The sequence below is a fragment of the Streptomyces noursei genome (assembly GCF_016917755.1).
Lineage (GTDB): Bacteria > Actinomycetota > Actinomycetes > Streptomycetales > Streptomycetaceae > Streptomyces > Streptomyces yunnanensis.
Genome location: NZ_CP070326.1, coordinates 4,223,257 through 4,246,020, shown reverse-complemented (window position 1 = coordinate 4,246,020; position 22,764 = coordinate 4,223,257). Strand labels below are relative to the sequence as shown.

13 protein-coding genes and 2 rRNA genes are annotated in these 22,764 nt (G+C 70.1%); 13 read left to right on the top strand and 2 right to left on the bottom strand.

Annotated features, from left to right (window positions below):
* Window positions 1-116: 116 nt before the first annotated feature.
* Both JNO44_RS18630 and JNO44_RS18625 read left to right on the top strand, forming a co-directional pair.
* Window positions 117-3,983, top strand: a complete 3,867-nt coding sequence (locus JNO44_RS18630) for a glycosyltransferase family 2 protein (protein ID WP_205365340.1) — start codon at window positions 117-119, stop codon at window positions 3,981-3,983.
* Window positions 3,980-5,587 (top strand): DUF5719 family protein, encoded by a 1,608-nt coding sequence (locus JNO44_RS18625; RefSeq protein WP_205365339.1) that lies wholly within the window; start codon window positions 3,980-3,982, stop codon window positions 5,585-5,587. The genes JNO44_RS18630 and JNO44_RS18625 overlap by 4 nt, the downstream gene beginning before the upstream one ends.
* 56 nt (window positions 5,588-5,643) lie before the next feature.
* On the opposite strand, the gene JNO44_RS18620 is transcribed toward JNO44_RS18625, so the two are convergent.
* Window positions 5,644-6,102, bottom strand: coding sequence for a metallopeptidase family protein (locus tag JNO44_RS18620; protein ID WP_205365338.1), 459 nt, complete (start codon window positions 6,100-6,102; stop codon window positions 5,644-5,646).
* 268 nt (window positions 6,103-6,370) lie between these two features.
* Between JNO44_RS18620 and JNO44_RS18615 the strand changes: the two genes are divergently transcribed.
* The 8 genes from JNO44_RS18615 (at window position 6,371) to JNO44_RS18580 (ending at window position 14,770) form a co-directional block, all read left to right on the top strand.
* Window positions 6,371-6,817 (top strand): DUF3499 domain-containing protein, encoded by a 447-nt coding sequence (locus JNO44_RS18615; RefSeq protein ID WP_205365337.1) that lies wholly within the window; start codon window positions 6,371-6,373, stop codon window positions 6,815-6,817.
* Between the two features lie 103 nt (window positions 6,818-6,920).
* The gene (locus JNO44_RS18610) at window positions 6,921-8,279 is read left to right on the top strand and encodes a phosphomannomutase/phosphoglucomutase (protein WP_205365336.1); all 1,359 of its coding nucleotides are present in this window, start codon (window positions 6,921-6,923) and stop codon (window positions 8,277-8,279) included.
* A gap of 129 nt (window positions 8,280-8,408) precedes the next feature.
* Window positions 8,409-8,624 carry a Trm112 family protein gene (locus JNO44_RS18605; protein ID WP_073443184.1) on the top strand — a complete coding sequence of 72 codons (216 nt, stop codon included), beginning with the start codon at window positions 8,409-8,411 and terminating at the stop codon, window positions 8,622-8,624.
* A gap of 73 nt (window positions 8,625-8,697) precedes the next feature.
* Window positions 8,698-9,834: an SIS domain-containing protein gene (locus tag JNO44_RS18600; RefSeq protein ID WP_205365335.1), complete on the top strand. Its 1,137-nt coding sequence runs from the start codon at window positions 8,698-8,700 to the stop codon at window positions 9,832-9,834.
* Window positions 9,835-9,904: 70 nt separating this feature from the next.
* On the top strand, window positions 9,905-11,107 hold the full coding sequence (gene manA / locus JNO44_RS18595) for a mannose-6-phosphate isomerase, class I (RefSeq protein WP_205365334.1): 1,203 nt from the start codon (window positions 9,905-9,907) through the stop codon (window positions 11,105-11,107).
* Between the two features lie 115 nt (window positions 11,108-11,222).
* Window positions 11,223-12,167: a cation diffusion facilitator family transporter gene (locus JNO44_RS18590; RefSeq protein WP_205365333.1), complete on the top strand. Its 945-nt coding sequence runs from the start codon at window positions 11,223-11,225 to the stop codon at window positions 12,165-12,167.
* Between the two features lie 377 nt (window positions 12,168-12,544).
* Complete coding sequence (ahcY, locus tag JNO44_RS18585) at window positions 12,545-14,002, top strand: adenosylhomocysteinase (RefSeq protein WP_067350862.1); 1,458 nt, start codon at window positions 12,545-12,547, stop codon at window positions 14,000-14,002.
* Between the two features lie 153 nt (window positions 14,003-14,155).
* Entirely contained in the window at window positions 14,156-14,770 is a 615-nt protein-coding gene (locus JNO44_RS18580) for a hypothetical protein (RefSeq protein WP_205365332.1), read from the top strand.
* Window positions 14,771-14,854: 84 nt separating this feature from the next.
* Here the strand turns inward: JNO44_RS18580 and JNO44_RS18575 are convergent, their stop codons facing one another.
* Window positions 14,855-15,886, bottom strand: a complete 1,032-nt coding sequence (locus tag JNO44_RS18575) for an RDD family protein (protein ID WP_205365331.1) — start codon at window positions 15,884-15,886, stop codon at window positions 14,855-14,857.
* 152 nt (window positions 15,887-16,038) lie between these two features.
* On the opposite strand from JNO44_RS18575, the gene JNO44_RS18570 reads away from it, so the two are divergent.
* The 3 genes from JNO44_RS18570 to JNO44_RS18560 all read left to right on the top strand — a co-directional run bounded on the left by JNO44_RS18570 (window position 16,039) and on the right by JNO44_RS18560 (window position 22,746).
* A complete protein-coding gene (locus JNO44_RS18570; RefSeq protein ID WP_205365330.1) occupies window positions 16,039-17,046 on the top strand; it encodes a stage II sporulation protein M in 1,008 nt (335 codons plus the stop codon).
* A gap of 740 nt (window positions 17,047-17,786) precedes the next feature.
* Window positions 17,787-19,315: ribosomal RNA gene (locus JNO44_RS18565) — 16S ribosomal RNA — on the top strand.
* 308 nt (window positions 19,316-19,623) lie between these two features.
* Window positions 19,624-22,746: ribosomal RNA gene (locus JNO44_RS18560) — 23S ribosomal RNA — on the top strand.
* Together the 16S and 23S rRNA genes form the textbook arrangement of a ribosomal RNA operon.
* Window positions 22,747-22,764 lie beyond the last annotated feature (18 nt).

The window sequence follows — 22,764 nt, the reverse complement described above, 5'->3', positions numbered from 1 at the left end:
GCCGCTACGGCGTGCGCGTGTCCCTCGTAGTCCGTCGCAGTGTTTCCGGGGGCGGGGGCCGTGAGCGACTTCGCCGCGGGCCCTCCAACTCCCGGGTCCGGAGGGCCCGTACCTCGATGTCCGTGCACAGCCAGTCGGCGGCCCAGGCCGCCTCGTATGAAGCCGCCACCCCGGAGTTCCCGCGGCATGTCGTCACGGCCGTGATCGTCTCGCACGACGGCGGCCGCTGGCTGCCCGACGCCCTCGCCGGACTGCTCGGCCAGGAGCGCCCGGTGCAGAACGTCATCGGCGCCGACACCGGCAGCGCGGACGACTCCGCCCAGCTGCTCGCGGAGGCGATCGGCGACGACCGGGTGCTCCACCTCGCCCGCCGCTCCGGATTCGGCACCGCCGTCGAGGAGGCGGTCCGCACCGCCCCCGTCCTCGGCCCCGACGACCTGGCCTATCTGCGCCGCCCCAGCGGCTGGGATCCGGTCAGCCGCACCTGGCACGACGAGGCGTACGACATGCCGGAACTCCCGCACGGGGAACCGGTCCAGTGGCTGTGGCTGCTGCACGACGACTGCGCGCCGGCCCCCGACGCCCTCGCCGAACTGCTGCGGGTCGCCGACGCCAGCCCGTCCACCGCCATCGTCGGCCCCAAGCTCCGCAGCTGGTACGACCGCCGTCAACTCCTTGAGGCCGGCGTCAGCATCGCCCGCAGCGGACGCCGTTGGACCGGCCTGGACCGCCGCGAACAGGACCAGGGCCAGCACGACCAGGTCCGCCCGGTGCTGTCCGTCTCCACCGCCGGCATGCTCATCCGCCGCGACGTCTACGAGCAGCTGGGCGGCTTCGACCGCCGGCTGCCGCTGATGCGCGACGACGTCGACCTGTGCTGGCGCGCCCAGGCCGCCGGCCACCAGGTCCTGGTCGCCCCCGACGCCGTCCTGCGGCACGCCGAGGCATCCGCCCGCGAGCGCCGCCCCATCGACTGCGTCGGCCGCAGTGTGGCCAACCCGCACCGTGTCGACAAGGCCGGCGCCGTCTACACCCTGCTCGCCAACACCCGTGGCGCGCTGGTCCCGTACACCCTGCTGCGGCTGCTGATCGGCACCCTGCTGCGGGTCGTCGCCTACCTCGTCGGCAAGGTCCCCGGCCAGGCCCTGGACGAACTCGCCGGCCTCTTCGGCACCCTGCTCCGCCCCGGCAAGATCCTCGCCGCCCGCAAACGCCGGGGGAGGCCGACGACCGACGCGAGCGAGCTGCGGGCACTGTTCCCGCCGCCCGGTGCCACCGTCCGGGCCACCGTCGAACAGGTCGCCGGCAACCTCGCCGGCCGCGCCGCCCCCGACGTCGCCTCCTCCGGCCGGCACGGCGCCGTGGAGTCCGGACCCGGCGGCGACGACGCCGACTACCTGGAGATCGAGCAGTTCGCGCGGCTCAAGCGGATCGCCCGCCGCCCCGCACCGGTGCTCTTCCTCGTCCTGCTGCTGGTCTCGCTGATCGCCTGCCGCGGGCTGCTCGGCAGCGGCTCGCTCGTCGGCGGCGCCCTGCTGCCCGCGCCCGACGGCCTCGGCGCCCTGTGGTCGTCGTACACCACCAGCTGGCACCCGGTCGGCGTCGGCGACACCGCCGCCGCACCGCCCTACCTCGCGGTGCTCGCCGCGCTCTCCACCGTCTTCCTCGGCAGCACCGGCTTCACCCTCACCCTGCTGCTGGTCTGCTCCGTGCCGCTGGCCGGCCTCACCGCCTACTTCGCCTCCCGCCCGCTGGTCGCCTCCCGGCTGCTGCGGGCCTGGGGCAGCATCGCCTACGCCTTCCTGCCCGCCGCCACCGGCGCGCTCGCCGGCGGTCGCCTGGGCACCGCCGTACTGGCCGTCCTGCTGCCGCTGATGGCCCGCGCCGCGGTCGCCGCCGGCGGACTGCGGCTGGCGCCCGGCACCCGGCCCAGCTGGCGCGCCGCCTGGGCGTACGCGCTGCTGGTCACCGTCACCACCGCCTTCACCCCGATCGTCTGGCCGATCGCGGTGCTGCTCGGCGTGGCACTGCTCGTGCTGCGCCTGCTCGGCTCCGCATCCGCAGACCCGGCAACGGGCGGCGGAGCGAAGCGGGGCGGCAGCGGTGGGCTGATCGTGGCGTACGTGCTGCGCTTCCTGGCCGTGGCGCTCGCCCCGCTGGTGGTGCTGGCGCCTTGGTCGCTGTCGCTGCTCGGCCACCCGTCGCGGTTCTTCCGCGAGGCCGGCCTGGACTACGGCGCCGGCTCGGCCTCCGTCCTCGACCTCGTCGGGCTCAGCCCGGGCGGTCCCAAGGCCGTCGGCGGGCTGCTGCTCCTCGGTATCGTCCTGGCCGCCCTCGGCGCGACCCTGCGCGACACCCGGCAGACCGCGATCCGCGCCGCCTGGGTGGTGGCCCTGGTCGGGCTGCTGTGCGCGGCGCTCGGCAACGGCTCCGGCTGGACCGGCCCGGCGATGCTCGTCTACGGCCTGGCGCTGCTGTGCGCGGCCGCGCTCGGCGCCGAGGGCATCCGCACCCGGATGACCGCGCTCGGCTTCGGCTGGAAGCAGCCGGCCGCCGTGCTGATCGCACTGGCCGCTCTGATCGCCCCCCTGTACGCCGCGGTCAGCTGGATGATCACCGGCGCGGCCGGCCCGGTCCAGCGGCGCGACGCCACCCAGGTCCCGGCGTTCGTCGCCGAGGAGGCCACCACCACCGACCGGGCCCGCACGCTCGTCCTGGACGGCACCCCCGGCCACGTCACCTACTCCCTCGTCCGCGGTTCCGGGGCCCGGCTCGGGGACGCCGACCTGGCCGCCGAGGCCGGCCCGGACAGCCGCCTGGACGACGTCGTCGCCCACCTCGTCGCCGGCTCCGGCGCCGACCAGACCGACCGGCTCGGCGGCTACGCGGTCCGCTACGTCCTGGTCCGCAAGGGCGCCCCGCGCGAGATGGGCCGCGTCCTGGACGCCACCCCGGGTCTGACCCGGCTCAGCCAGGAGGACGGCAGCGCCCTGTGGCGCGTCGACCAGCGGGTCTCCCGGATCACGATCGTGCCCGCCCAGACCAAGGAGGGCACCGCCACCGGCGACGCCGCGGCGCCCGTCCCGGTGGCGGCCGGCCCGGTCGAGGCACACGGAGCCAAGGTGCCCGCCGGCACCGCCGGCCGGACCCTGCGGCTCGCCGACGCCGCCGACGACGGCTGGCACGCCACCCTCGACGGCACCCCGCTCAAGCCCGTCACCGTCGACGGCTGGGCCCAGGGCTTCCAGCTCCCGTCCGACGGCGGCCGGCTCGACCTCAGCCACGACAACCCCGTGGGCCACACCGTCTGGCTGTGGGCCCAGGGCCTGCTCGCCCTCGTGCTGGTCGTGATGGCGCTGCCCGGCCGCCGCCGGGAGATCGACGACGACCTGCCCGAGGAGGCCGCGCCGACCGTCGCCGCGCAGTCCGCGGGCGAGGGCCGCCGGGCCCGCCGGCTGCGCGCCCAGGCCGAGGCCGCCGCCCCGGCCGGCGACGGCGCCGCCGTCCCGGACGCCCGCACCGTCGAGGAGCCGCCGGCCGACGCCCCGGCCCCGGACCCCGTCCCGGTCGCCGACCCGTATGCCGCGGTCCCCGCACAGCCCTCCTACGAGGACTGGCAGACCGCCGGGGAACCGGCCGCCGCGCACGACCCGGCGGCAGCCGACCAGCAGCCCTACCCGCAGGTCGCCGACCCGTACCAGGCCGGCCAGTACGGCGACCAGCAGCCCTACCAGCCGGTCGACCCCTACCAGGACGGCGGCTACCCGCCGGGCACCTACACGCCCGACACCTATCCGCCCGCCGGCTACCCGACCGACCCCTACCAAGCGGGCGCCTACGACCCGTACGGCTACGGCGGGCAGCAGCAGCCCTACCCCGACGCCGGGGCTGACCAGCACCCGCAGCACCCGCAGCCCTACGACGGCACGACGTACCCCGGCGCCTTCCCCGAGCCGCGCCGTGACGGGAGCGAGCAGCAGTGAAGCGCACCATCTTGTCCCTGACCGCCGCGGCCGCCGCGCTGGCCGCGGTCACCGGTGTCGCCGCGGTCGCCGCCCCCGGCGGCACCGGCCCGACGGCCCCCGCGAGCGCCACCCGGCTGCCGGTCCAGCGGTCCACGCTGGTGTGCCCGGCGCCCAGCTCGTCGGAGGTCGCCGAGACCACCTACACCGCCTTCGCGCCCCCGGGCGCCCCGGCCGGCACGGACACCAAGAAGGGCACCGCCCAGCTCCTGCCCACCGGCACCGTCGCCGACAGCCACGGCAACCCCGCCGGCAAGGGCGGCAAGGACGCCAAGGGGGGCAAGGACGGCAAGGGAGCCAAGGACAAGCGCGGCACGGACGCCGGCGGGACGCAGACCGTACCGCCGCCCGACACCAAGCCCGTGGTGCCCCTCCAGGAGGCCGGGAAGCCGGTCCTCGGGACCACCGACAGCGCCGACGCGCCCGCCCTGACCGGCTCCGCCGACGGCGTGCTGGCCCCCGGCTGGACCGTCCAGCAGACCACCGCCATCGCCGCCGGCCTGGGCCGCGGTCTGCAGGGGCTGAGCTGCACCGCCCCCGACACCCAGTTCTGGTTCCCCGGCGTCAGCACCGCCACCGGCCGCACCGACTACGTCCACCTCACCAACCCCGACCCGGTGCCGGCCGTCGTGGACCTCGAAATGCGCGGCAAGGACGGCGCGTTGACGGACAGCGGCGGCGGCGAGGACATCACCGTGCCGCCGCACACCACCGTCCCGGTGCTGCTCTCCACCCTCACCACCAGCCCCGCCGACGGCGCCGCGCTGCACGTCAGCGTCCGCTCCGGCCGGATCGGCGCGGCCGTCCAGGCCGCCGACGCCAAGACCGGCGGCGACTGGCTGCCGCCGGCCGCCGACCCGTCCCCCGGCGCCGTCCTCCCGGGCATCCCGGCCGACGCCACCGACGTCCAGCTGGTCGCCGTCGCGCCCGGCGACGCCGACGCCGACCTCAAGGTCCAACTGGCCACCCCGACCGGCCTGATCACCCCGGCCGGACTCGACACCCTGCACGTCAAGAGCGGGATGACCGCCACCGTCGACCTCAAGGACATCACCAAGGGCGAGCCTGGCTCGCTGGTCCTCACACCCGGCGACGGCAGCTCCACCGCCCCGATCGCCGCGGCCCTGCGGGTCGTCCGCGGCAAGGGCGACAACCAGGAGATGGCCTTCATCCCCGCGACCCGGCCGATCGAGGCCCGCGGCACCGTCGCCGACAACCGCGCCAAGGGCAGCACCCTCACCCTGGTCGCCCCCCAGAAGGGCAAGGACGCCAAGGTCAAGATCACCGCGTCTGCCGGCAGCGGCGGCGGCACCCCGGTCTCGAAGACGTACACGGTCAAGGGCGGCACCAGCCTCGCCGTCCAACCGCCGCAGCCGTCCGGCCTCAAGGGCTCCTACGCGCTGACCGTCGAGCCCGAGCCCGGCAGCGGCCCGGTCCACGCCGCCCGGATGCTGGCGCTGCCGCAGGGCGGGGTGCCCGCCTTCACCGTCCAGCCGCTGCCCGACGACCGCGGCTCCGTGCTCGTGCCGACCGCCGGCCAGGACCTGTCCCTGCTGACCCGCTGACGCCCGCCGCGGGTGCCGCCGCCCGGCGACACCCGCGCATGACCCGCGCTACCGGCTCACTCCTGGCCGTAGCGCGGGTCCACCGACTCCGGGGCGAGCCCCAGCAGCTCGGCGACCTGCTCGACGACGACCTCGTGGACCAGCAGCGCGCGCTCGTCGCGGTTCTTCGTCCGGATCTCCACCGGCCTGCGGTAGATCACGATCCGGTCGCGATATCCGCCGCCGGAGGGCAGCACCCGGCCGAGCGGCACGCCCTCCTCCTCCGCGAGCGGATCCGGATCGCCGTCCAGCCCGAACCCCGGCACCTCCAGCACCAGGAAATCGACCTGCGTCAGCTGCGGCCAGCGCCGCTCCAGCCGGTCCCGGGAGTCGTAGACGAGATCCGTGAACGCGTCGGCGCGGCTCACCGACAGCGGTACCTGGGGAGGCGCGATCGGGCCGCGCATGCCACGGCCGTGGCGGTCGCGGCGGCGGGGCCGCGGTTCCGCGGGACGGGGAGGTACGGGGCTGTCCATCGGATCGAGCGTAGTCCTCCGGGCGCGCCCCGGTCGGCGTTGTGCGACAACTCGCCACTTGTCGTCGGGTGACCGGACCGGCCCGGGTTCGGTTCGTTTGCGACCCCGCATCCGATCGCCCCGCTCCCGCCCAGCACCGCAGAATGACATGAATTGCCCCACCTGAGGGTGGGATTCCGCTCCCGGCGCGGCGCCGCCTATCCCGCCCCCGAGCAGTCCCGGCCGACGGGTGCAGGTCAGACGCATCGGACGAAGCGGGACGACACGGTTGGGTGAGCCGAGGGAGAGTCGTCGCGGCCCGCTCAAGAGTGCGGTACCGTCCAACGTCGTGAGCCCTGTACGTCGCTGTTCGCGCACTGCGTGCGGCCGCCCCGCCGTCGCAACGCTGACGTACGTCTATGCGGATTCGACCGCCGTGCTCGGACCGCTCGCCACCTACGCCGAGCCGCACTGCTACGACCTGTGCGCCCAGCACTCCGAGCGCCTGACCGCACCCCGCGGCTGGGAAGTCGTCCGCCTCGCCATCGACCCCGGTCCCGCCCGCCCCAGCGGCGACGACCTCGAAGCGCTGGCCAACGCCGTCCGCGAGGCCGCCCGCCCCCAGGAGCGCGCCGCCGGCGGCGCCGGCACCCCCGCGCCCAGCGGCCGCGACGGCCACCCCATGGAGGTCGCCCGCCGCGGCCACCTGCGGGTCCTGCGCTCACCCGACTCCTGACCCGTCGCCGCCCGGCCCGCTGCCGTTCACGGCTGGTTCACGGCCCCCCTACGGACCGTACGGGTAGGTTTGTGGCCCCGTAGCGACTCCAGGAGGGCTGGCTGTGACTGATCTGGCGCAGATCGTGAAGGCGTACGACGTGCGCGGCGTGGTCCCCGACCAATGGGACGAGACCCTGGCCGAACTCTTCGGCGCGGCCTTCGTCGAGGTCACCGGCGCCGACGCGATCGTCATCGGGCACGACATGCGGCCCTCCTCGCCCGGCCTGGCCCGCGCCTTCGGCCGCGGCGCCGCCGCCCGCGGCGCCGACGTCACCGAGATCGGCCTCTGCTCCACCGACGAGCTCTACTACGCCAGCGGCGCCCTGAACCTGCCCGGCGCGATGTTCACCGCCTCGCACAACCCGGCCCAGTACAACGGCATCAAGATGTGCCGGGCCGGCGCCGCCCCCGTGGGCCAGGACACCGGGCTCGCCGACATCCGCGCCCTGGCCGAGCGCTGGACCGCCGACGGCGCCCCCGAACCGGCCGCCACCCCCGGCACCGTCACCCGGCGCGACGTGCTCCAGGACTACGCCGCCCACCTGCGCTCCCTCGTGGACCTCCGCACCATCCGCCCCCTGAAGGTCGTGGTGGACGCCGGCAACGGCATGGGCGGCCACACCGTCCCCACCGTCTTCGACGGCCTGCCGATCGACCTCGACGCGCTCTACTTCGAGCTCGACGGGTCCTTCCCCCACCATGAGGCCAACCCGCTCGACCCGAAGAACATCGTCGACCTCCAGGAAAGGGTCCGCGAGGTCGGCGCCGACCTCGGCCTGGCCTTCGACGGCGACGCCGACCGCTGCTTCGTCGTCGACGAGAACGGCGACCCGGTCTCCCCGTCCGCGATCACCGCCCTGGTCGCCGCCCGCGAACTGGCCAAGCACCCCGGCGGCACGGTCATCCACAACTGCATCACCTCCTGGTCCGTCCCGGAGGTCGTCAAGGAGCACGGCGGCGCCCCCGTCCGCACCCGCGTCGGCCACTCCTTCATCAAGGCCGAAATGGCCCACACCGGCGCCATCTTCGGCGGCGAGCACTCCGCCCACTACTACTTCCGCGACTTCTGGAACGCCGACACCGGCATGCTCGCCGCGCTCCACGTCCTGGCCGCCCTCGGCGAACAGGACGGGCCGCTCTCCGGGCTCGTCGCCGCCTACGACCGCTACGCCGCCTCCGGCGAGATCAACAGCACCGTCGACGACCAGGCCGGCCGACTCGCCGCCATCAAGGCCACCTACGAGAGCCGCGACGGCATCACCCTCGACGACCTCGACGGCCTGACCGTCACCGCCGCCGACTGGTGGTTCAACGTCCGCCCCTCCAACACCGAGCCGCTGCTCCGCCTCAACGCCGAGGCCCGCGACCGGGCCACCGTCGAGCGGATCCGCGACGAGGTCCTGGAGATCATCCGCGGCTGATCGCCCGCAGGCCGGGGGAGGGCCGCCCACAGCGCCCCTCCCACCTGCCGAAATCCCCTCCGGGCAGGCCCCGTCCCCCACACCGGCGGTACGCTGGCCACGCCGTAACCACGCCGAAGGAGCACCCCGATGCCGGTCGAAGCCAGCCTGATCCAGATCCTCGCCTGCCCGGCCTGCCACGCCTCGCTGGAGGACCGCACCGCGGCGGACCCGGCCGCGCTGATCTGCACCTCCGCCGACTGCGGCCTGGCCTACCCGGTCCAGGACGGCATCCCGGTCCTCCTCGTCGACGAAGCCCTCCCCCATGGCCCGAAGGGCATGGGCGGTACCCCCACCCCCGCCTGACCGGCCCACCGGGCCCGTCCCGGTACTGCCTGGCACCACCCCGCCCGTACCGGCGATCGGAGGCCGCGCCACCATGCTCGACGAGTCACTGCTCGACGCTCCCGAGGCGCTGGCCGGCGCCGACCGCTTCGGCCTGCTGCGCGCCGTCGCCGAATCCGGCGCCCGGGTCCGCACCGCCGCCCGCGGCGCCGCCGAATCCGGCATCCCCGAGCTGACCCCCGACGGGCGCCCGCGCGCCGTCCTCGTCGCCGGCCCCGGCCCGGCCGCGGCCGGTGTCGCCGACCTGCTGCGCGCCCTCAGCGGCGGCAGCTGCCCGGTCAGCCTCATCCAGCCCACCGGCGTCGCCCCCGTACCCGGCGCGCTCCGCTGGATCCTGCCCGGCTGGGCCGGCCCCCTCGACCTCCTCCTCGTCGCCGGCCCCGACGCCGCCGACCCCGGCCTCGCCGAACTCGTCGAACAGTCCTACCGCCGCGGCTGCGCGGTCGTCGCCGTCACCCCCGCCGGCGGCCCGCTCGCCGACGCCGTCGTCCAGGCCCGCGGCCTGCCCGTCCCCCTCGCCACCACCGCCTACGACGCCGAATTCGACGTCGAGGGCGCCCCGCCCGCCGCCCCCGGCACCCTCTGGTCCGTCCTCATCCCGCTGCTGGTGCTCGCCGACCGGATCGGCCTGATCAACGCCCCCGCGGACGCCGTCGGCAAGCTCGCCGACCGCCTGGACCAGATCGCCGAACGCTGCGGACCGGCCATCCCCACCTACACCAACCCCGGCAAGACCCTCGCCGCCGACCTCGCCGACGCGCTCCCGCTGATCTGGACCGAGGGCCCGATCGCCGGCGCCGTCGGCCGCCACTTCGCCACCGAACTCGCCGGACTGGCCGGCCGTCCCGGCCTCGCCGCCGAGCTCCCCGAGGCGCTCACCACCCACCGCCCCCTGCTCGCCGGGGCACTGGCCGCCGGCGCCGACCCGGACGACTTCTTCCGCGACCGCGTCGAGCAGCCCGCCGCCCTGCACGCCAGGATCATCCTGCTGCGCGAGGCCGAGGCCGGCCCGCTCTCCGCCACCCGCGCCGCCCAGCAGCTCGCCGACGAGCGCGACACCCCGCTCAGCGAACTGCACCCCGGCGCCGGCAGCGACCTGGAACGCGCCGCTGAACTCCTTGCCATCGCCGATTTCGGCGCCGTTTACCTGGCGCTCGCCGGCACCGAGTGATCATGCCTTCGGGGCAGTCGCCACCGCCCCCCGCCGGACCACCCACGCCACGTCAGGAAGCAGCCGCCCGATGGACCGCCTCGTCAACGCCGTGCGCCCCTACGCCTGGGGCTCCACCACCGCCATCCCCGACCTCCTCGGCGTCCCGCCCACCGGCGAACCGCAGGCCGAGATGTGGCTCGGCGCGCACCCCGGCGCCCCCTCCCGCCTCGACCGCGGCCACGGCCCGGTCTCCCTCGCCGACGTGATCGACGCCGACCCCGAGGCCGCACTGGGCGCCGACGCCGTCCGCGCCTTCGGCCCCCGGCTGCCGTTCCTGTTCAAGGTCCTCGCCGCCGGCGCCCCGCTCTCCCTCCAGGTCCATCCCGACCGCGCCCAGGCCGAAACGGGCTTCGCCGACGAGGAGGCCCGCGGTATCCCCCTCGACGCCCCGCACCGCAACTACAAGGACGCCCACCACAAGCCCGAACTGATCTGCGCCCTCACCCCCTTCGAGGGCCTCTGCGGCTTCCGGCACCCCGCCGAGGCCGCCGAACTCCTGGAGGGCCTGGACGTCGCCGACCTCAAGCCGTACGTCGACATCCTGCGTGCCAGCCCCGAGGAGTCCGCGCTGCGCGAGGTGCTCACCGCCGTCCTCGTCGCCGAACCCCACGCCATCGCCGAGACCGTCGAACGCGCCGCCACCGCCGCCGGCCACCTCGCCCCCAAGGGAGGTCCGCACGCCGACGCCTACGCCGCCTACGCCGGCCTCGCCCACCACTACCCGGGCGACCCCGGCGTCCTCGCCGCGATGCTCCTCAACCACGTCCGCCTCCAGCCCGGCGAAGCGCTCTACCTCGGCGCCGGCATACCGCACGCCTACCTCAGCGGCCTCGGCGTCGAGCTGATGGCCAACTCCGACAACGTGCTCCGCTGCGGCCTCACCCCCAAGCACGTCGACGTCCCCGAACTCCTGCGCGTGGTCCGCTTCACGCCCCGCGACGCCGGCGTCCTGCGCCCCGAGGAGGTCGACGGCGAGGAGGTCTACGACACCCCCATCGACGAGTTCCGGCTCTCCCGCTTCGTCCTGGCCCCCGGCTCCGCACCCCGCCCGCTGCCCGCCCGCACCCCGCAGATCCTGCTCTGCACCGCCGGCACCGTGCACCTGACCAGCGACGCCGGCACCACCCGGGAACTCACCCTCACCCCCGGCGGCGCCGCCTTCGTCCCCGCCGGCGAACACCTCACCCTCGCCGGCGCCGGCACCCTCTTCCGCGCCACCGTCGTCGCCTGACGCCGTCCGCGACCCAGCCACCCCGCGCCTTCCCCGGGCCGGGCTGCAACAATGACCGCCGCACGGCATTAAAGGGGCGGTAAAGCCCGGTCTACGGAAGGGACACGGCGCACTCATGAGCGCATCTGGCGGTACCAAGGCGATCGTTGCGGCGCTGGGCGCCAACCTGGCGATCGCCGTGGCCAAGTTCGTCGCCTTCGCCTTCAGCGGCTCGTCCTCGATGCTGGCCGAAGGCGTGCACTCCATCGCGGACTCCGGCAACCAGGGCCTGCTGCTGCTCGGCGGCAAGAAGGCCAAGCGCGCCGCCACCGCCGAACACCCCTTCGGCTACGGCCGCGAGCGCTACATCTACGGCTTCCTGGTCTCCATCGTCCTGTTCACCATCGGCGGCGTCTTCGCCCTCTACGAGGGCTGGGAGAAGATCCAGAACCCGCACCCCCTGGACAACTGGTACTGGCCGGTCGGCGTCCTGGTCTTCGCCGTCATCGCCGAGGGCTTCTCCTTCCGCACCGCCGTCAAGGAGTCCAACGAACTGCGCGGCAAGCAGTCCTGGATACAGTTCATCCGCCGCGCCAAGGCCCCCGAACTCCCCGTCGTCCTGCTGGAGGACTTCGGCGCCCTGATCGGCCTGGTCCTCGCCCTGGTCGGCGTCGGCCTCACCCTCGCCACCGGCAGCGGCGTCTGGGACGGCGTCGGCACCATGGCCATCGGCGCCCTGCTGGTGCTGATCGCCCTCGTCCTCGCCGCCGAGACCAAGTCCCTGCTGCTCGGCGAGGCCGCCGGCCCCGACCAGGTCGCCAAGATCCGCGCCGCCCTCGTCGACGGCGACGTCGTCACCCGCGTCATCCACATGCGCACCCTCCACCTCGGCCCCGAGGAACTCCTCGTCGCCGCCAAGATCGCCGTCCAGCACGACGACACCGCCGCCGAAGTAGCCCGCGCCATCGACGCCGCCGAGGCCCGCATCCGGGAAGCCGTCCCGATCGCCCGCGTCATCTACCTCGAACCCGACATCTACGACGAGAAGGCCGCCGCGACCCAGGCCCCCAGCGGCAGCTGACCGACCACCCACCGCGGGCCCCGCCACCTCCGTGGAAGGCGGGGCCCCCGCATGCCGCCACCCCGCCCACCGGCCCGCCGCACCCCCGCGGCGCACAGAACAAGCCAATGAACAGGCCCCTGCGGGCTGGGGCCGCAGAGCCGATCGGTGTAGATTCGGGGGAAGTGCCAGACGTCGCTGCTGATGGCGGTCGGGCGGCCCGCACCGCGGACCGGCCGAGGGAGAGAGGGCCTCCGACGGACTGCGCTGCGGCAAGGGGAGAGGTGTAACGGCCTCCGCGTAGGCTCGCGTACGCCCGGTCACCACCGGGCCCCCGACCCGCGCCGCAGACTGCCCGAATTGCCCGACCGACCTCGACACCCGAGGAGCAGCCCGTAATGACGACAGCAGCCACCGGCCAGGACTTCAAGGTCGCCGACCTGTCCCTCGCCGCCTTCGGCCGCAAGGAGATCACCCTCGCCGAGCACGAGATGCCCGGCCTGATGGCGATCCGCAAGGAGTACGCCGCCCAGCAGCCCCTCAAGGGCGCGCGGGTCACCGGCTCGCTGCACATGACCGTGCAGACCGCCGTGCTGATCGAGACCCTGGTGGCCCTGGGCGCGCAGGTCCGCTGGGCCTCCTGCAACATCTTCTCCACCCAGGACCACGCCGCCGCGGCCATCGCCGTCGGCCCCACCGGCACCCCCGAGGACCCCCAGGGCGTCCCGGTCTTCGCCTGGAAGGGCGAGACCCTGGAGGAGTACTGGTGGTGCACGGAGCAGGCGCTGACCTGGCCGGGCACCCCCACCGGCGGCCCGAACATGATCCTCGACGACGGTGGCGACGCCACCCTCCTCGTCCACAAGGGCGTCGAGTACGAGAAGGCCGGCAAGGCCCCGGCGGTGGAGACCGCGGAGAACGAGGAACACCACGCCATCCTGGAGCTCCTCAACCGCACCCTCGCCGAGAACCCGCAGAAGTGGACCCGGCTGGCGTCCGAGATCCGCGGCGTGACGGAGGAGACCACCACCGGTGTCCACCGCCTCTACGAGATGCAGCGCGACGGCGACCTGCTCTTCCCCGCGATCAACGTCAACGACGCGGTGACCAAGTCCAAGTTCGACAACAAGTACGGCTGCCGCCACTCGCTCATCGACGGCATCAACCGCGCCACCGACGTCCTGATCGGCGGCAAGACCGCCGTCGTCTGCGGCTACGGCGACGTCGGCAAGGGCTGCGCGGAGTCCCTGCGCGGCCAGGGCGCCCGCGTCATCATCACCGAGATCGACCCGATCTGTGCGCTCCAGGCGGCCATGGACGGCTACCAGGTCACCACCCTCGATGAGGTCGTGGAGACCGCCGACATCTTCATCACCACCACCGGCAACAAGGACATCATCCTTGCCTCCGACATGGCGCGGATGAAGCACCAGGCGATCGTCGGCAACATCGGCCACTTCGACAACGAGATCGACATGGCCGGTCTGGCGAAGCTGCCGGGCATCGTCAAGGACGAGGTCAAGCCGCAGGTCCACACCTGGACCCACCCGGACGGCAAGGTCCTGATCGTGCTCTCCGAGGGCCGCCTGCTCAACCTCGGCAACGCCACCGGTCACCCCTCGTTCGTGATGTCCAACTCCTTCGCGGACCAGACGCTGGCCCAGATCGAGCTGTTCACCAAGCCCGAGCAGTACCCGACCGACGTGTACGTCCTGCCCAAGCACCTGGACGAGAAGGTCGCCCGCCTCCACCTGGACGCGCTGGGCGTCAAGCTCACCACCCTGCGCCAGGAGCAGGCCGACTACATCGGCGTCAAGGTCGAGGGCCCCTTCAAGCCCGACCACTACCGCTACTGAGCCACCCCCGGCCCGCCCGCGGACCGGACACCCGCTCACCCAGCAGCCGCTGGCACCAGGCCCTCGCCCACCCGGCGGGGGCCTGGCCCGCAGAATCCCCGGAAACCCCCGCGCCCCCGGCGCACCGCCCCACCCCCCAAGGACTGCACCACCATGCCCCGCGGCCACTACTCCCTGTACGACCCGCACGACCGCACCCCCCTCGGCGAGGAACACTTCCACTGCGCCACCGGCCCCTCCGGCTGGCGCTACGTCTCCCAGATCCTCAACACCGCCGGCGAGCACACCGGCTCCGTCGACCTCACCCTCGACGAGCTCGGCCGCCCGATCCGCCTGGAACTGCACGCCGCCGCATGGCAGGTGCGCGGCGCCGCCCTGGACGGCGTCACCTGGGTACGCACCGACCCCACCGGCACCCACGCCACCGAGGGCAACGTCCCCGCCCACGCCTTCACCGGCGCCTCCCCGGCCTTCCTCGTCGCCACCGCGCGCCTGCTCCGCCCCGTCCTCGGCGCCGGCGCGACCCGCGTCCGCCTCGTCGCCTTCACACCCCCCGTCCTCGCCCCCCGCACCCTCGACCAGTCCTGGGCGCTGCTCTCCAGCACACCACACGCCACTGACACCGCCCCGCTCGTCGCCGACGCGTACCAGGTCACCGACCTCGAAACCGGCGAACAGCACGCCGTGCACCTCGCCGGCGACGTCGTCCTCGCCGCCCCCGGCATCGAACTCGAATCCCTCGACACACCACCCTCGACCTTCAACTGACCGCCGACGAATCCCCGTTGGCAGGGGTGCGTCGGCAGAGGGGCGGGGATCGCGAGGCGTGATCCGCTCGCTCCCCGTCCCGCCTCACACGGGCGGCGCGAACCCGGTGCTCGGCCGGGCCGGCTGCCCGCCCCCGTCCGCGTCCCGAGCCCCCGGCACCGTCCCCGCAGTCCAGGCAGCACCGCCGCGCCCAGGGGCACCGCCCGCCGCCGCAGACCCGGCCGTCACGGCACCCCCGGGCACCACCCACGTCCCGCCGGCAGCGGTCGTACCGCCCCCGGGAACCCCACCCGAGGACTCCTCCGGCACCGCCCCGGAAGCCGAGGCCGACCCCGCCCCCGGATACACCCCCGCCGCACCGCTCTCCCCGAACGCCCGCCGGGACTCCCGCTCCTGCCGCTCACCCATCACCGCGGCCAAATACACCGCCGGGTCCACGCCCGCCGGCACCGCCGCCCCCGTGAAGCCCCACAGATCACCGGCGAGCCGCCCGGCCATCGCCGCGCCCGCCTGCGGATCCAACTCGCCCAGCCGCCCCAGGTACTGCCGCACGGCCAGCCACCACCCGTCCGGCACCCGGGACAGATCGAGCCCCCCGATCTCCCCGGCCAGCCACGGAGGCGGTGCCGGCAGCACCACGCCCCCGCCCTCCGCCTCGGGCACCCGCTCCCGGATCACCAGCGTCCCGGCGAACACATCGCCCAGCCGCCGTCCCCGGGCCGACACCAGCGACGCGATCGACGCCAGCACCCCCATCGTCATCACGATCTCGATGGCCCCCATGGCACCCCGCACCAGCGCATGCCGGAACCGGATCGGCCCGCCGTCCTCCCGCACCACCCGCAACCCGCAGATCAGCTTCCCCAACGACCGCCCGTGGCTCAGCGTCTCTACCGCGATCGGTATCCCCACCTGCACCAGCACCAGCGTCGCCACCTGCAGGGCCGCCAGCACCGCACCGTCCAACGAGGACGCGGTGCTCACCATCACCAACGTCACCGCGATGTACGTCCCCCAGGCCACCGCCAGATCGACCACGACCGCCAGCCCCCGGCTCGCCAGCCTGGCCGGCCGCAGCCCCAGCACCACGGCCTCGCCCGTCACCAGCTGACTCACACGCCCACTCCCTCTCGACCCCTGTTTCCCGGCCCGCCACCACGGCCGCCCGTCCCACCGCGGTTCCGCCCCGGAGGTCCGGGGCCCCGCGCCCGGCCAGTCTGCCAAGCTGGCCCGGCACCCACCCACCGCGCTGCGAGGAGCGACCCCGTATGGACCTCGATGTCTTCGTCACGGCCCACGGCGCCGAATGGGACCGCCTGGAGACCTTGCTGCGCCGCAAGCGCCGCCTCACCGGCGCCGAGGCCGACGAACTCGTCGCCCTCTACCAACGCACCACCACCCACCTCTCCCTCCTCCTCTCCAGCGCCCCCGACCCGGCCCTGACCGGCCGCCTCACCTCCCTGGTGGCCCGCGCCCGCAGCAAGGTCACCGGCGCCCGCAGGTCTTCCTGGCGCGACGCCGCCGGCTTCTTCACCACCTCGTTCCCCGCCGCCGTCTACCGCCTGCGCCACTGGTGGATCCCCACGGCGGTGCTCTCCCTCACCGTCGCCGCCCTCCTGGCCTGGTGGATAGCCGCCCACCCGGAGGTCCAGTCCACCCTCGGCGCCCCCCAGGACCTCCGCGAGATGACCCGCCCCGGCGGCGAGTACGAGACCTACTACTCCAACCACCCCGCCGCGGCCTTCGCCGCCCAGGTATGGACGAACAACGCCCAGGCCGTGGCCCTCTGCCTGGTCCTCGGAGCCTTCCTCGGCGTCCCCGTCCTGTGGGTCCTCTTCGAGAACATGCTCAACCTGGGCGCCGGCCTGGGCCTGATGTCCTCGGCGGGCCGCCTCGACACCTTCCTGGGCCTGCTCCTCCCACACGGACTCCTCGAACTGACCGCCGTCTTCGTCGCCGCCGGCATCGGCCTCCGCCTGGGGTGGACCGTCATCGACCCCGGCCCCCGCACCCGCCGCATCGCCCTGGCCGAGGAAGGCCGCACCGCACTGGGCGTCGCCGTCGGCCTGGCCGCCGTCCTCTTCGTCTCCGGCCTCCTCGAAGGCTTCGTCACCCCCTCCGGCCTCCCCACCTGGGCCCGCATCACCATCGGCATCGTCGCCGAGCTGGCTTTCCTCACCTACGTCTATGTACTGGGCGGACGCGCCGCACGCGCCGGCGAGACCGGCGACGTCACCGCCACCGACCGCGCCGCCCTCCTCCCCACCGCCGCCTGATGTGCGTACACCCCTCCTGACCTGCTAATCTCCTCTTCGCCCCAGAAACCCGTTGACATGGGTGGCAGGGGGAGGTAGATTCAAACGGTTGCAACGAACTGGACAAGTTCGATCGCGACAGATAGTCTCTCTCCGCTCCAGCCGCACATTCGCAATGGCGGGGCGCACCGATCACTTATCAGAAGCTTCGCTCCGCCATTTGGATCGAATACCTTCTGATAAAGTCGGAAAAGTCGAAAGACATCCCCCTCCGACGGGTAATTCAGAACGGAATTCGAACCAGCCGCCCAGCGGCCTGGAACGGAAAGAAGATCTGATAAAGTCGGAAAGGCCGAAAAGCGAAAGCGAAGCGGCCGGACCCCGCTCCAGCAGGGGGCCAGAGACGGAAACGGATCTGGTAAGGTTGGAACCGCGAGGAAGCCGAAAGGCCGAATCGCACCGGCGAAAATCGGAGCCGAAAGGATCTGATAGAGTCGGAGACGCAAGACCGAAGGGAAGCGCCCGGAGGAAGCCCGAGAGGGTGGCCGAAGGAAGCGTCCGTTCCTTGAGAACTCAACAGCGTGCCAAAAGTCAACGCCAGATATGTTGATACCCCGTCTCCATCTTGGAGATGAGGTTCCTTTGAAAAGTCCTTCCAATAGCTTTGGGAGGCGCACAGCGAGGACGCTGTGAACCGCGAGGATTATTCCTCCTTGTGGTTCCGCTCAACGCGAGTGTTGATACCGGATTACCGGTAAGCATTCACGGAGAGTTTGATCCTGGCTCAGGACGAACGCTGGCGGCGTGCTTAACACATGCAAGTCGAACGATGAACCGGCTTCGGTCGGGGATTAGTGGCGAACGGGTGAGTAACACGTGGGCAATCTGCCCTTCACTCTGGGACAAGCCCTGGAAACGGGGTCTAATACCGGATATGACACGGGGTCGCATGATCTCCGTGTGGAAAGCTCCGGCGGTGAAGGATGAGCCCGCGGCCTATCAGCTTGTTGGTGAGGTAGTGGCTCACCAAGGCGACGACGGGTAGCCGGCCTGAGAGGGCGACCGGCCACACTGGGACTGAGACACGGCCCAGACTCCTACGGGAGGCAGCAGTGGGGAATATTGCACAATGGGCGAAAGCCTGATGCAGCGACGCCGCGTGAGGGATGACGGCCTTCGGGTTGTAAACCTCTTTCAGCAGGGAAGAAGCGAGAGTGACGGTACCTGCAGAAGAAGCGCCGGCTAACTACGTGCCAGCAGCCGCGGTAATACGTAGGGCGCGAGCGTTGTCCGGAATTATTGGGCGTAAAGAGCTCGTAGGCGGCTTGTCACGTCGGATGTGAAAGCCCGGGGCTTAACCCCGGGTCTGCATTCGATACGGGCAGGCTAGAGTTCGGTAGGGGAGATCGGAATTCCTGGTGTAGCGGTGAAATGCGCAGATATCAGGAGGAACACCGGTGGCGAAGGCGGATCTCTGGGCCGATACTGACGCTGAGGAGCGAAAGCGTGGGGAGCGAACAGGATTAGATACCCTGGTAGTCCACGCCGTAAACGTTGGGAACTAGGTGTGGGCGACATTCCACGTCGTCCGTGCCGCAGCTAACGCATTAAGTTCCCCGCCTGGGGAGTACGGCCGCAAGGCTAAAACTCAAAGGAATTGACGGGGGCCCGCACAAGCAGCGGAGCATGTGGCTTAATTCGACGCAACGCGAAGAACCTTACCAAGGCTTGACATACACCGGAAAGCATTAGAGATAGTGCCCCCCTTGTGGTCGGTGTACAGGTGGTGCATGGCTGTCGTCAGCTCGTGTCGTGAGATGTTGGGTTAAGTCCCGCAACGAGCGCAACCCTTGTTCTGTGTTGCCAGCATGCCTTTCGGGGTGATGGGGACTCACAGGAGACTGCCGGGGTCAACTCGGAGGAAGGTGGGGACGACGTCAAGTCATCATGCCCCTTATGTCTTGGGCTGCACACGTGCTACAATGGCCGGTACAATGAGCTGCGATGCCGTGAGGTGGAGCGAATCTCAAAAAGCCGGTCTCAGTTCGGATTGGGGTCTGCAACTCGACCCCATGAAGTCGGAGTTGCTAGTAATCGCAGATCAGCATTGCTGCGGTGAATACGTTCCCGGGCCTTGTACACACCGCCCGTCACGTCACGAAAGTCGGTAACACCCGAAGCCGGTGGCCCAACCCCTTGTGGGAGGGAATCGTCGAAGGTGGGACTGGCGATTGGGACGAAGTCGTAACAAGGTAGCCGTACCGGAAGGTGCGGCTGGATCACCTCCTTTCTAAGGAGCATTTCTTACCGAGCTTTGTGCTTGGTCAGAGGCCAGTACATCAGCGAGTGTCTGATGCTGGTTGCTCATGGGTGGAACGTTGACTACTCGGCCTGTTCGGGTTCATGGCTCGTTAGTACTGCTTCGGCGTGGAACACGGGACTGTGGGTTGAGCTGGTCGGGCACGCTGTTGGGTATCTGAGGGTGCGGACTATGGTCTGAGCCTTCGGGATGCCGGTCCCAGTGAACTCAGCCTTCGGGTTGGGGTGGTGGGTGGCTGGTCGTTGTTTGAGAACTGCACAGTGGACGCGAGCATCTGTGGCCAAGTTTTTAAGGGCGCACGGTGGATGCCTTGGCACCAGGAACCGATGAAGGACGTGGGAGGCCGCGATAGGCCCCGGGGAGCTGTCAACCGAGCTTTGATCCGGGGGTGTCCGAATGGGGAAACCCGGCAGTCGTCATGGGCTGTCACCCGCTGCTGAACACATAGGCAGTGTGGAGGGAACGCGGGGAAGTGAAACATCTCAGTACCCGCAGGAAGAGAAAACAACCGTGATTCCGGGAGTAGTGGCGAGCGAAACTGGATGAGGCCAAACCAGTCACGTGTGATACCCGGCAGGGGTTGCGTGGTTGGGGTTGTGGGATCTCTCTTCTGTCGTCTGCCGGCGGCAGGGCGAGTTAGAAACCGTTGATGTAGGCGAAGGACATGCGAAAGGTCCGGCGTAGAGGGTAAGACCCCCGTAGCTGAAACGTTAGCGGCTTGCTTGAGAGACACCCAAGTAGCACGGGGCCCGAGAAATCCCGTGTGAATCTGGCGGGACCACCCGTTAAGCCTAAATATTCCCTGGTGACCGATAGCGGATAGTACCGTGAGGGAATGGTGAAAAGTACCGCGGGAGCGGAGTGAAATAGTACCTGAAACCGTGTGCCTACAAGCCGTGGGAGCGTCGCGCAGAGACTTGTTCTTTGCGTCGTGACTGCGTGCCTTTTGAAGAATGAGCCTGCGAGTTTGCGGTATGTTGCGAGGTTAACCCGTGTGGGGAAGCCGTAGCGAAAGCGAGTCCGAATAGGGCGTTGGAGTAGCATGCTCAAGACCCGAAGCGGAGTGATCTAGCCATGGGCAGGTTGAAGCGGAGGTAAGACTTCGTGGAGGACCGAACCCACCAGGGTTGAAAACCTGGGGGATGACCTGTGGTTAGGGGTGAAAGGCCAATCAAACTCCGTGATAGCTGGTTCTCCCCGAAATGCATTTAGGTGCAGCGTCGTGTGTTTCTTGCCGGAGGTAGAGCACTGGATAGGCGATGGGCCCTACCGGGTTACTGACCTTAGCCAAACTCCGAATGCCGGTAAGTGAGAGCGCGGCAGTGAGACTGTGGGGGATAAGCTCCATGGTCGAGAGGGAAACAGCCCAGAGCATCGACTAAGGCCCCTAAGCGTGTGCTAAGTGGGAAAGGATGTGGAGTCGCAGAGACAACCAGGAGGTTGGCTTAGAAGCAGCCACCCTTGAAAGAGTGCGTAATAGCTCACTGGTCAAGTGATTCCGCGCCGACAATGTAGCGGGGCTCAAGTACACCGCCGAAGTCGTGTCATTGCAGCATGAGGGCTAACGCCTGTTGTGATGGGTAGGGGAGCGTCGTGTGCCGGGTGAAGCAGCCGTGGAAACGAGTTGTGGACGGTTCACGAGTGAGAATGCAGGCATGAGTAGCGATACAAGAGTGGGAAACTCTTGCGCCGATTGACTAAGGGTTCCTGGGTCAAGCTGATCTGCCCAGGGTAAGTCGGGACCTAAGGCGAGGCCGACAGGCGTAGTCGATGGACAACCGGTTGATATTCCGGTACCCGCTTTGAAGCGCCCAATACTGAATCAGGCGATGCTAAGTCCGTGAAGCCGCCCTGATCTCTTCGGAGTTGAGGGGAGTGGTGGAGCCGACGGACCAGACTTGTAGTAGGTAAGCGATGGGGTGACGCAGGAAGGTAGTCCAGCCCGGGCGGTGGTTGTCCCGGGGTAAGGGTGTAGGCCGTGTGGTAGGTAAATCCGTCGCACGTTAAGGCTGAGACCTGATGCCGAGCCGATTGTGGTGAAGTGGATGATCCTATGCTGTCGAGAAAAGCCTCTAGTGAGTTTCAAGGCGGCCCGTACCCTAAACCGACTCAGGTGGTCAGGTAGAGAATACCGAGGCGTTCGGGTGAACTATGGTTAAGGAACTCGGCAAAATGCCCCCGTAACTTCGGGAGAAGGGGGGCCATTTCTGGTGATCCGTTTTACACGGTGAGCTGGGGGTGGCCGCAGAGACCAGCGAGAAGCGACTGTTTACTAAAAACACAGGTCCGTGCGAAGCCGTAAGGCGATGTATACGGACTGACGCCTGCCCGGTGCTGGAACGTTAAGGGGACCGGTTAGCTCCATTTCGGTGGGGCGAAGCTGAGAACTTAAGCGCCAGTAAACGGCGGTGGTAACTATAACCATCCTAAGGTAGCGAAATTCCTTGTCGGGTAAGTTCCGACCTGCACGAATGGCGTAACGACTTCTCGACTGTCTCAACCATAGGCCCGGTGAAATTGCATTACGAGTAAAGATGCTCGTTTCGCGCAGCAGGACGGAAAGACCCCGGGACCTTTACTATAGCTTGATATTGGTGTTCGGTTCGGCTTGTGTAGGATAGGTGGGAGACTTTGAAGCGCCAACGCCAGTTGGTGTGGAGTCGTTGTTGAAATACCACTCTGGTCGTGCTGGATGTCTAACCTGGGTCCGTGATCCGGATCAGGGACAGTGTCTGGTGGGTAGTTTAACTGGGGCGGTTGCCTCCTAAAGGGTAACGGAGGCGCCCAAAGGTTCCCTCAGCCTGGTTGGTAATCAGGTGTTGAGTGTAAGTGCACAAGGGAGCTTGACTGTGAGACTGACGGGTCGAGCAGGTACGAAAGTAGGGACTAGTGATCCGGCGGTGGCTTGTGGAAGCGCCGTCGCTCAACGGATAAAAGGTACCCCGGGGATAACAGGCTGATCTTCCCCAAGAGTCCATATCGACGGGATGGTTTGGCACCTCGATGTCGGCTCGTCGCATCCTGGGGCTGGAGTCGGTCCCAAGGGTTGGGCTGTTCGCCCATTAAAGCGGTACGCGAGCTGGGTTTAGAACGTCGTGAGACAGTTCGGTCCCTATCCGCTGCGCGCGTAGGAGTCTTGAGAAGGGCTGTCCCTAGTACGAGAGGACCGGGACGGACGGACCTCTGGTGTGCCAGTTGTTCTGCCAAGGGCATGGCTGGTTGGCTACGTTCGGAAAGGATAACCGCTGAAAGCATCTAAGCGGGAAGCCTGCTTCGAGATGAGGGCTCCCACCCACTTGATGGGGTAAGGCTCCCAGTAGATGACTGGGTTGATAGGCCAGATATGGAAGCGCCGTAAGGTGTGGAGTTGACTGGTACTAATAGGCCGAGGGCTTGTCCTCAGTTGCTCGCGTCCACTG

What these genes read in the sequence shown, in the direction of transcription:
- JNO44_RS18570 (WP_205365330.1), top strand. Translation starts at nt 16,039, where the DNA reads ATGGACCTCGATGTCTTCGTCACGGCCCACGGCGCCGAATGGGACCGC.
- JNO44_RS18630 (WP_205365340.1), top strand. Translation starts at nt 117, where the DNA reads ATGTCCGTGCACAGCCAGTCGGCGGCCCAGGCCGCCTCGTATGAAGCC.
- JNO44_RS18620 (WP_205365338.1), bottom strand. Translation starts at nt 6,102, where the DNA reads ATGGACAGCCCCGTACCTCCCCGTCCCGCGGAACCGCGGCCCCGCCGC.
- JNO44_RS18600 (WP_205365335.1), top strand. Translation starts at nt 8,698, where the DNA reads ATGCTCGACGAGTCACTGCTCGACGCTCCCGAGGCGCTGGCCGGCGCC.
- JNO44_RS18605 (WP_073443184.1), top strand. Translation starts at nt 8,409, where the DNA reads ATGCCGGTCGAAGCCAGCCTGATCCAGATCCTCGCCTGCCCGGCCTGC.
- manA (WP_205365334.1), top strand. Translation starts at nt 9,905, where the DNA reads ATGGACCGCCTCGTCAACGCCGTGCGCCCCTACGCCTGGGGCTCCACC.
- ahcY (WP_067350862.1), top strand. Translation starts at nt 12,545, where the DNA reads ATGACGACAGCAGCCACCGGCCAGGACTTCAAGGTCGCCGACCTGTCC.
- JNO44_RS18580 (WP_205365332.1), top strand. Translation starts at nt 14,156, where the DNA reads ATGCCCCGCGGCCACTACTCCCTGTACGACCCGCACGACCGCACCCCC.
- JNO44_RS18590 (WP_205365333.1), top strand. Translation starts at nt 11,223, where the DNA reads ATGAGCGCATCTGGCGGTACCAAGGCGATCGTTGCGGCGCTGGGCGCC.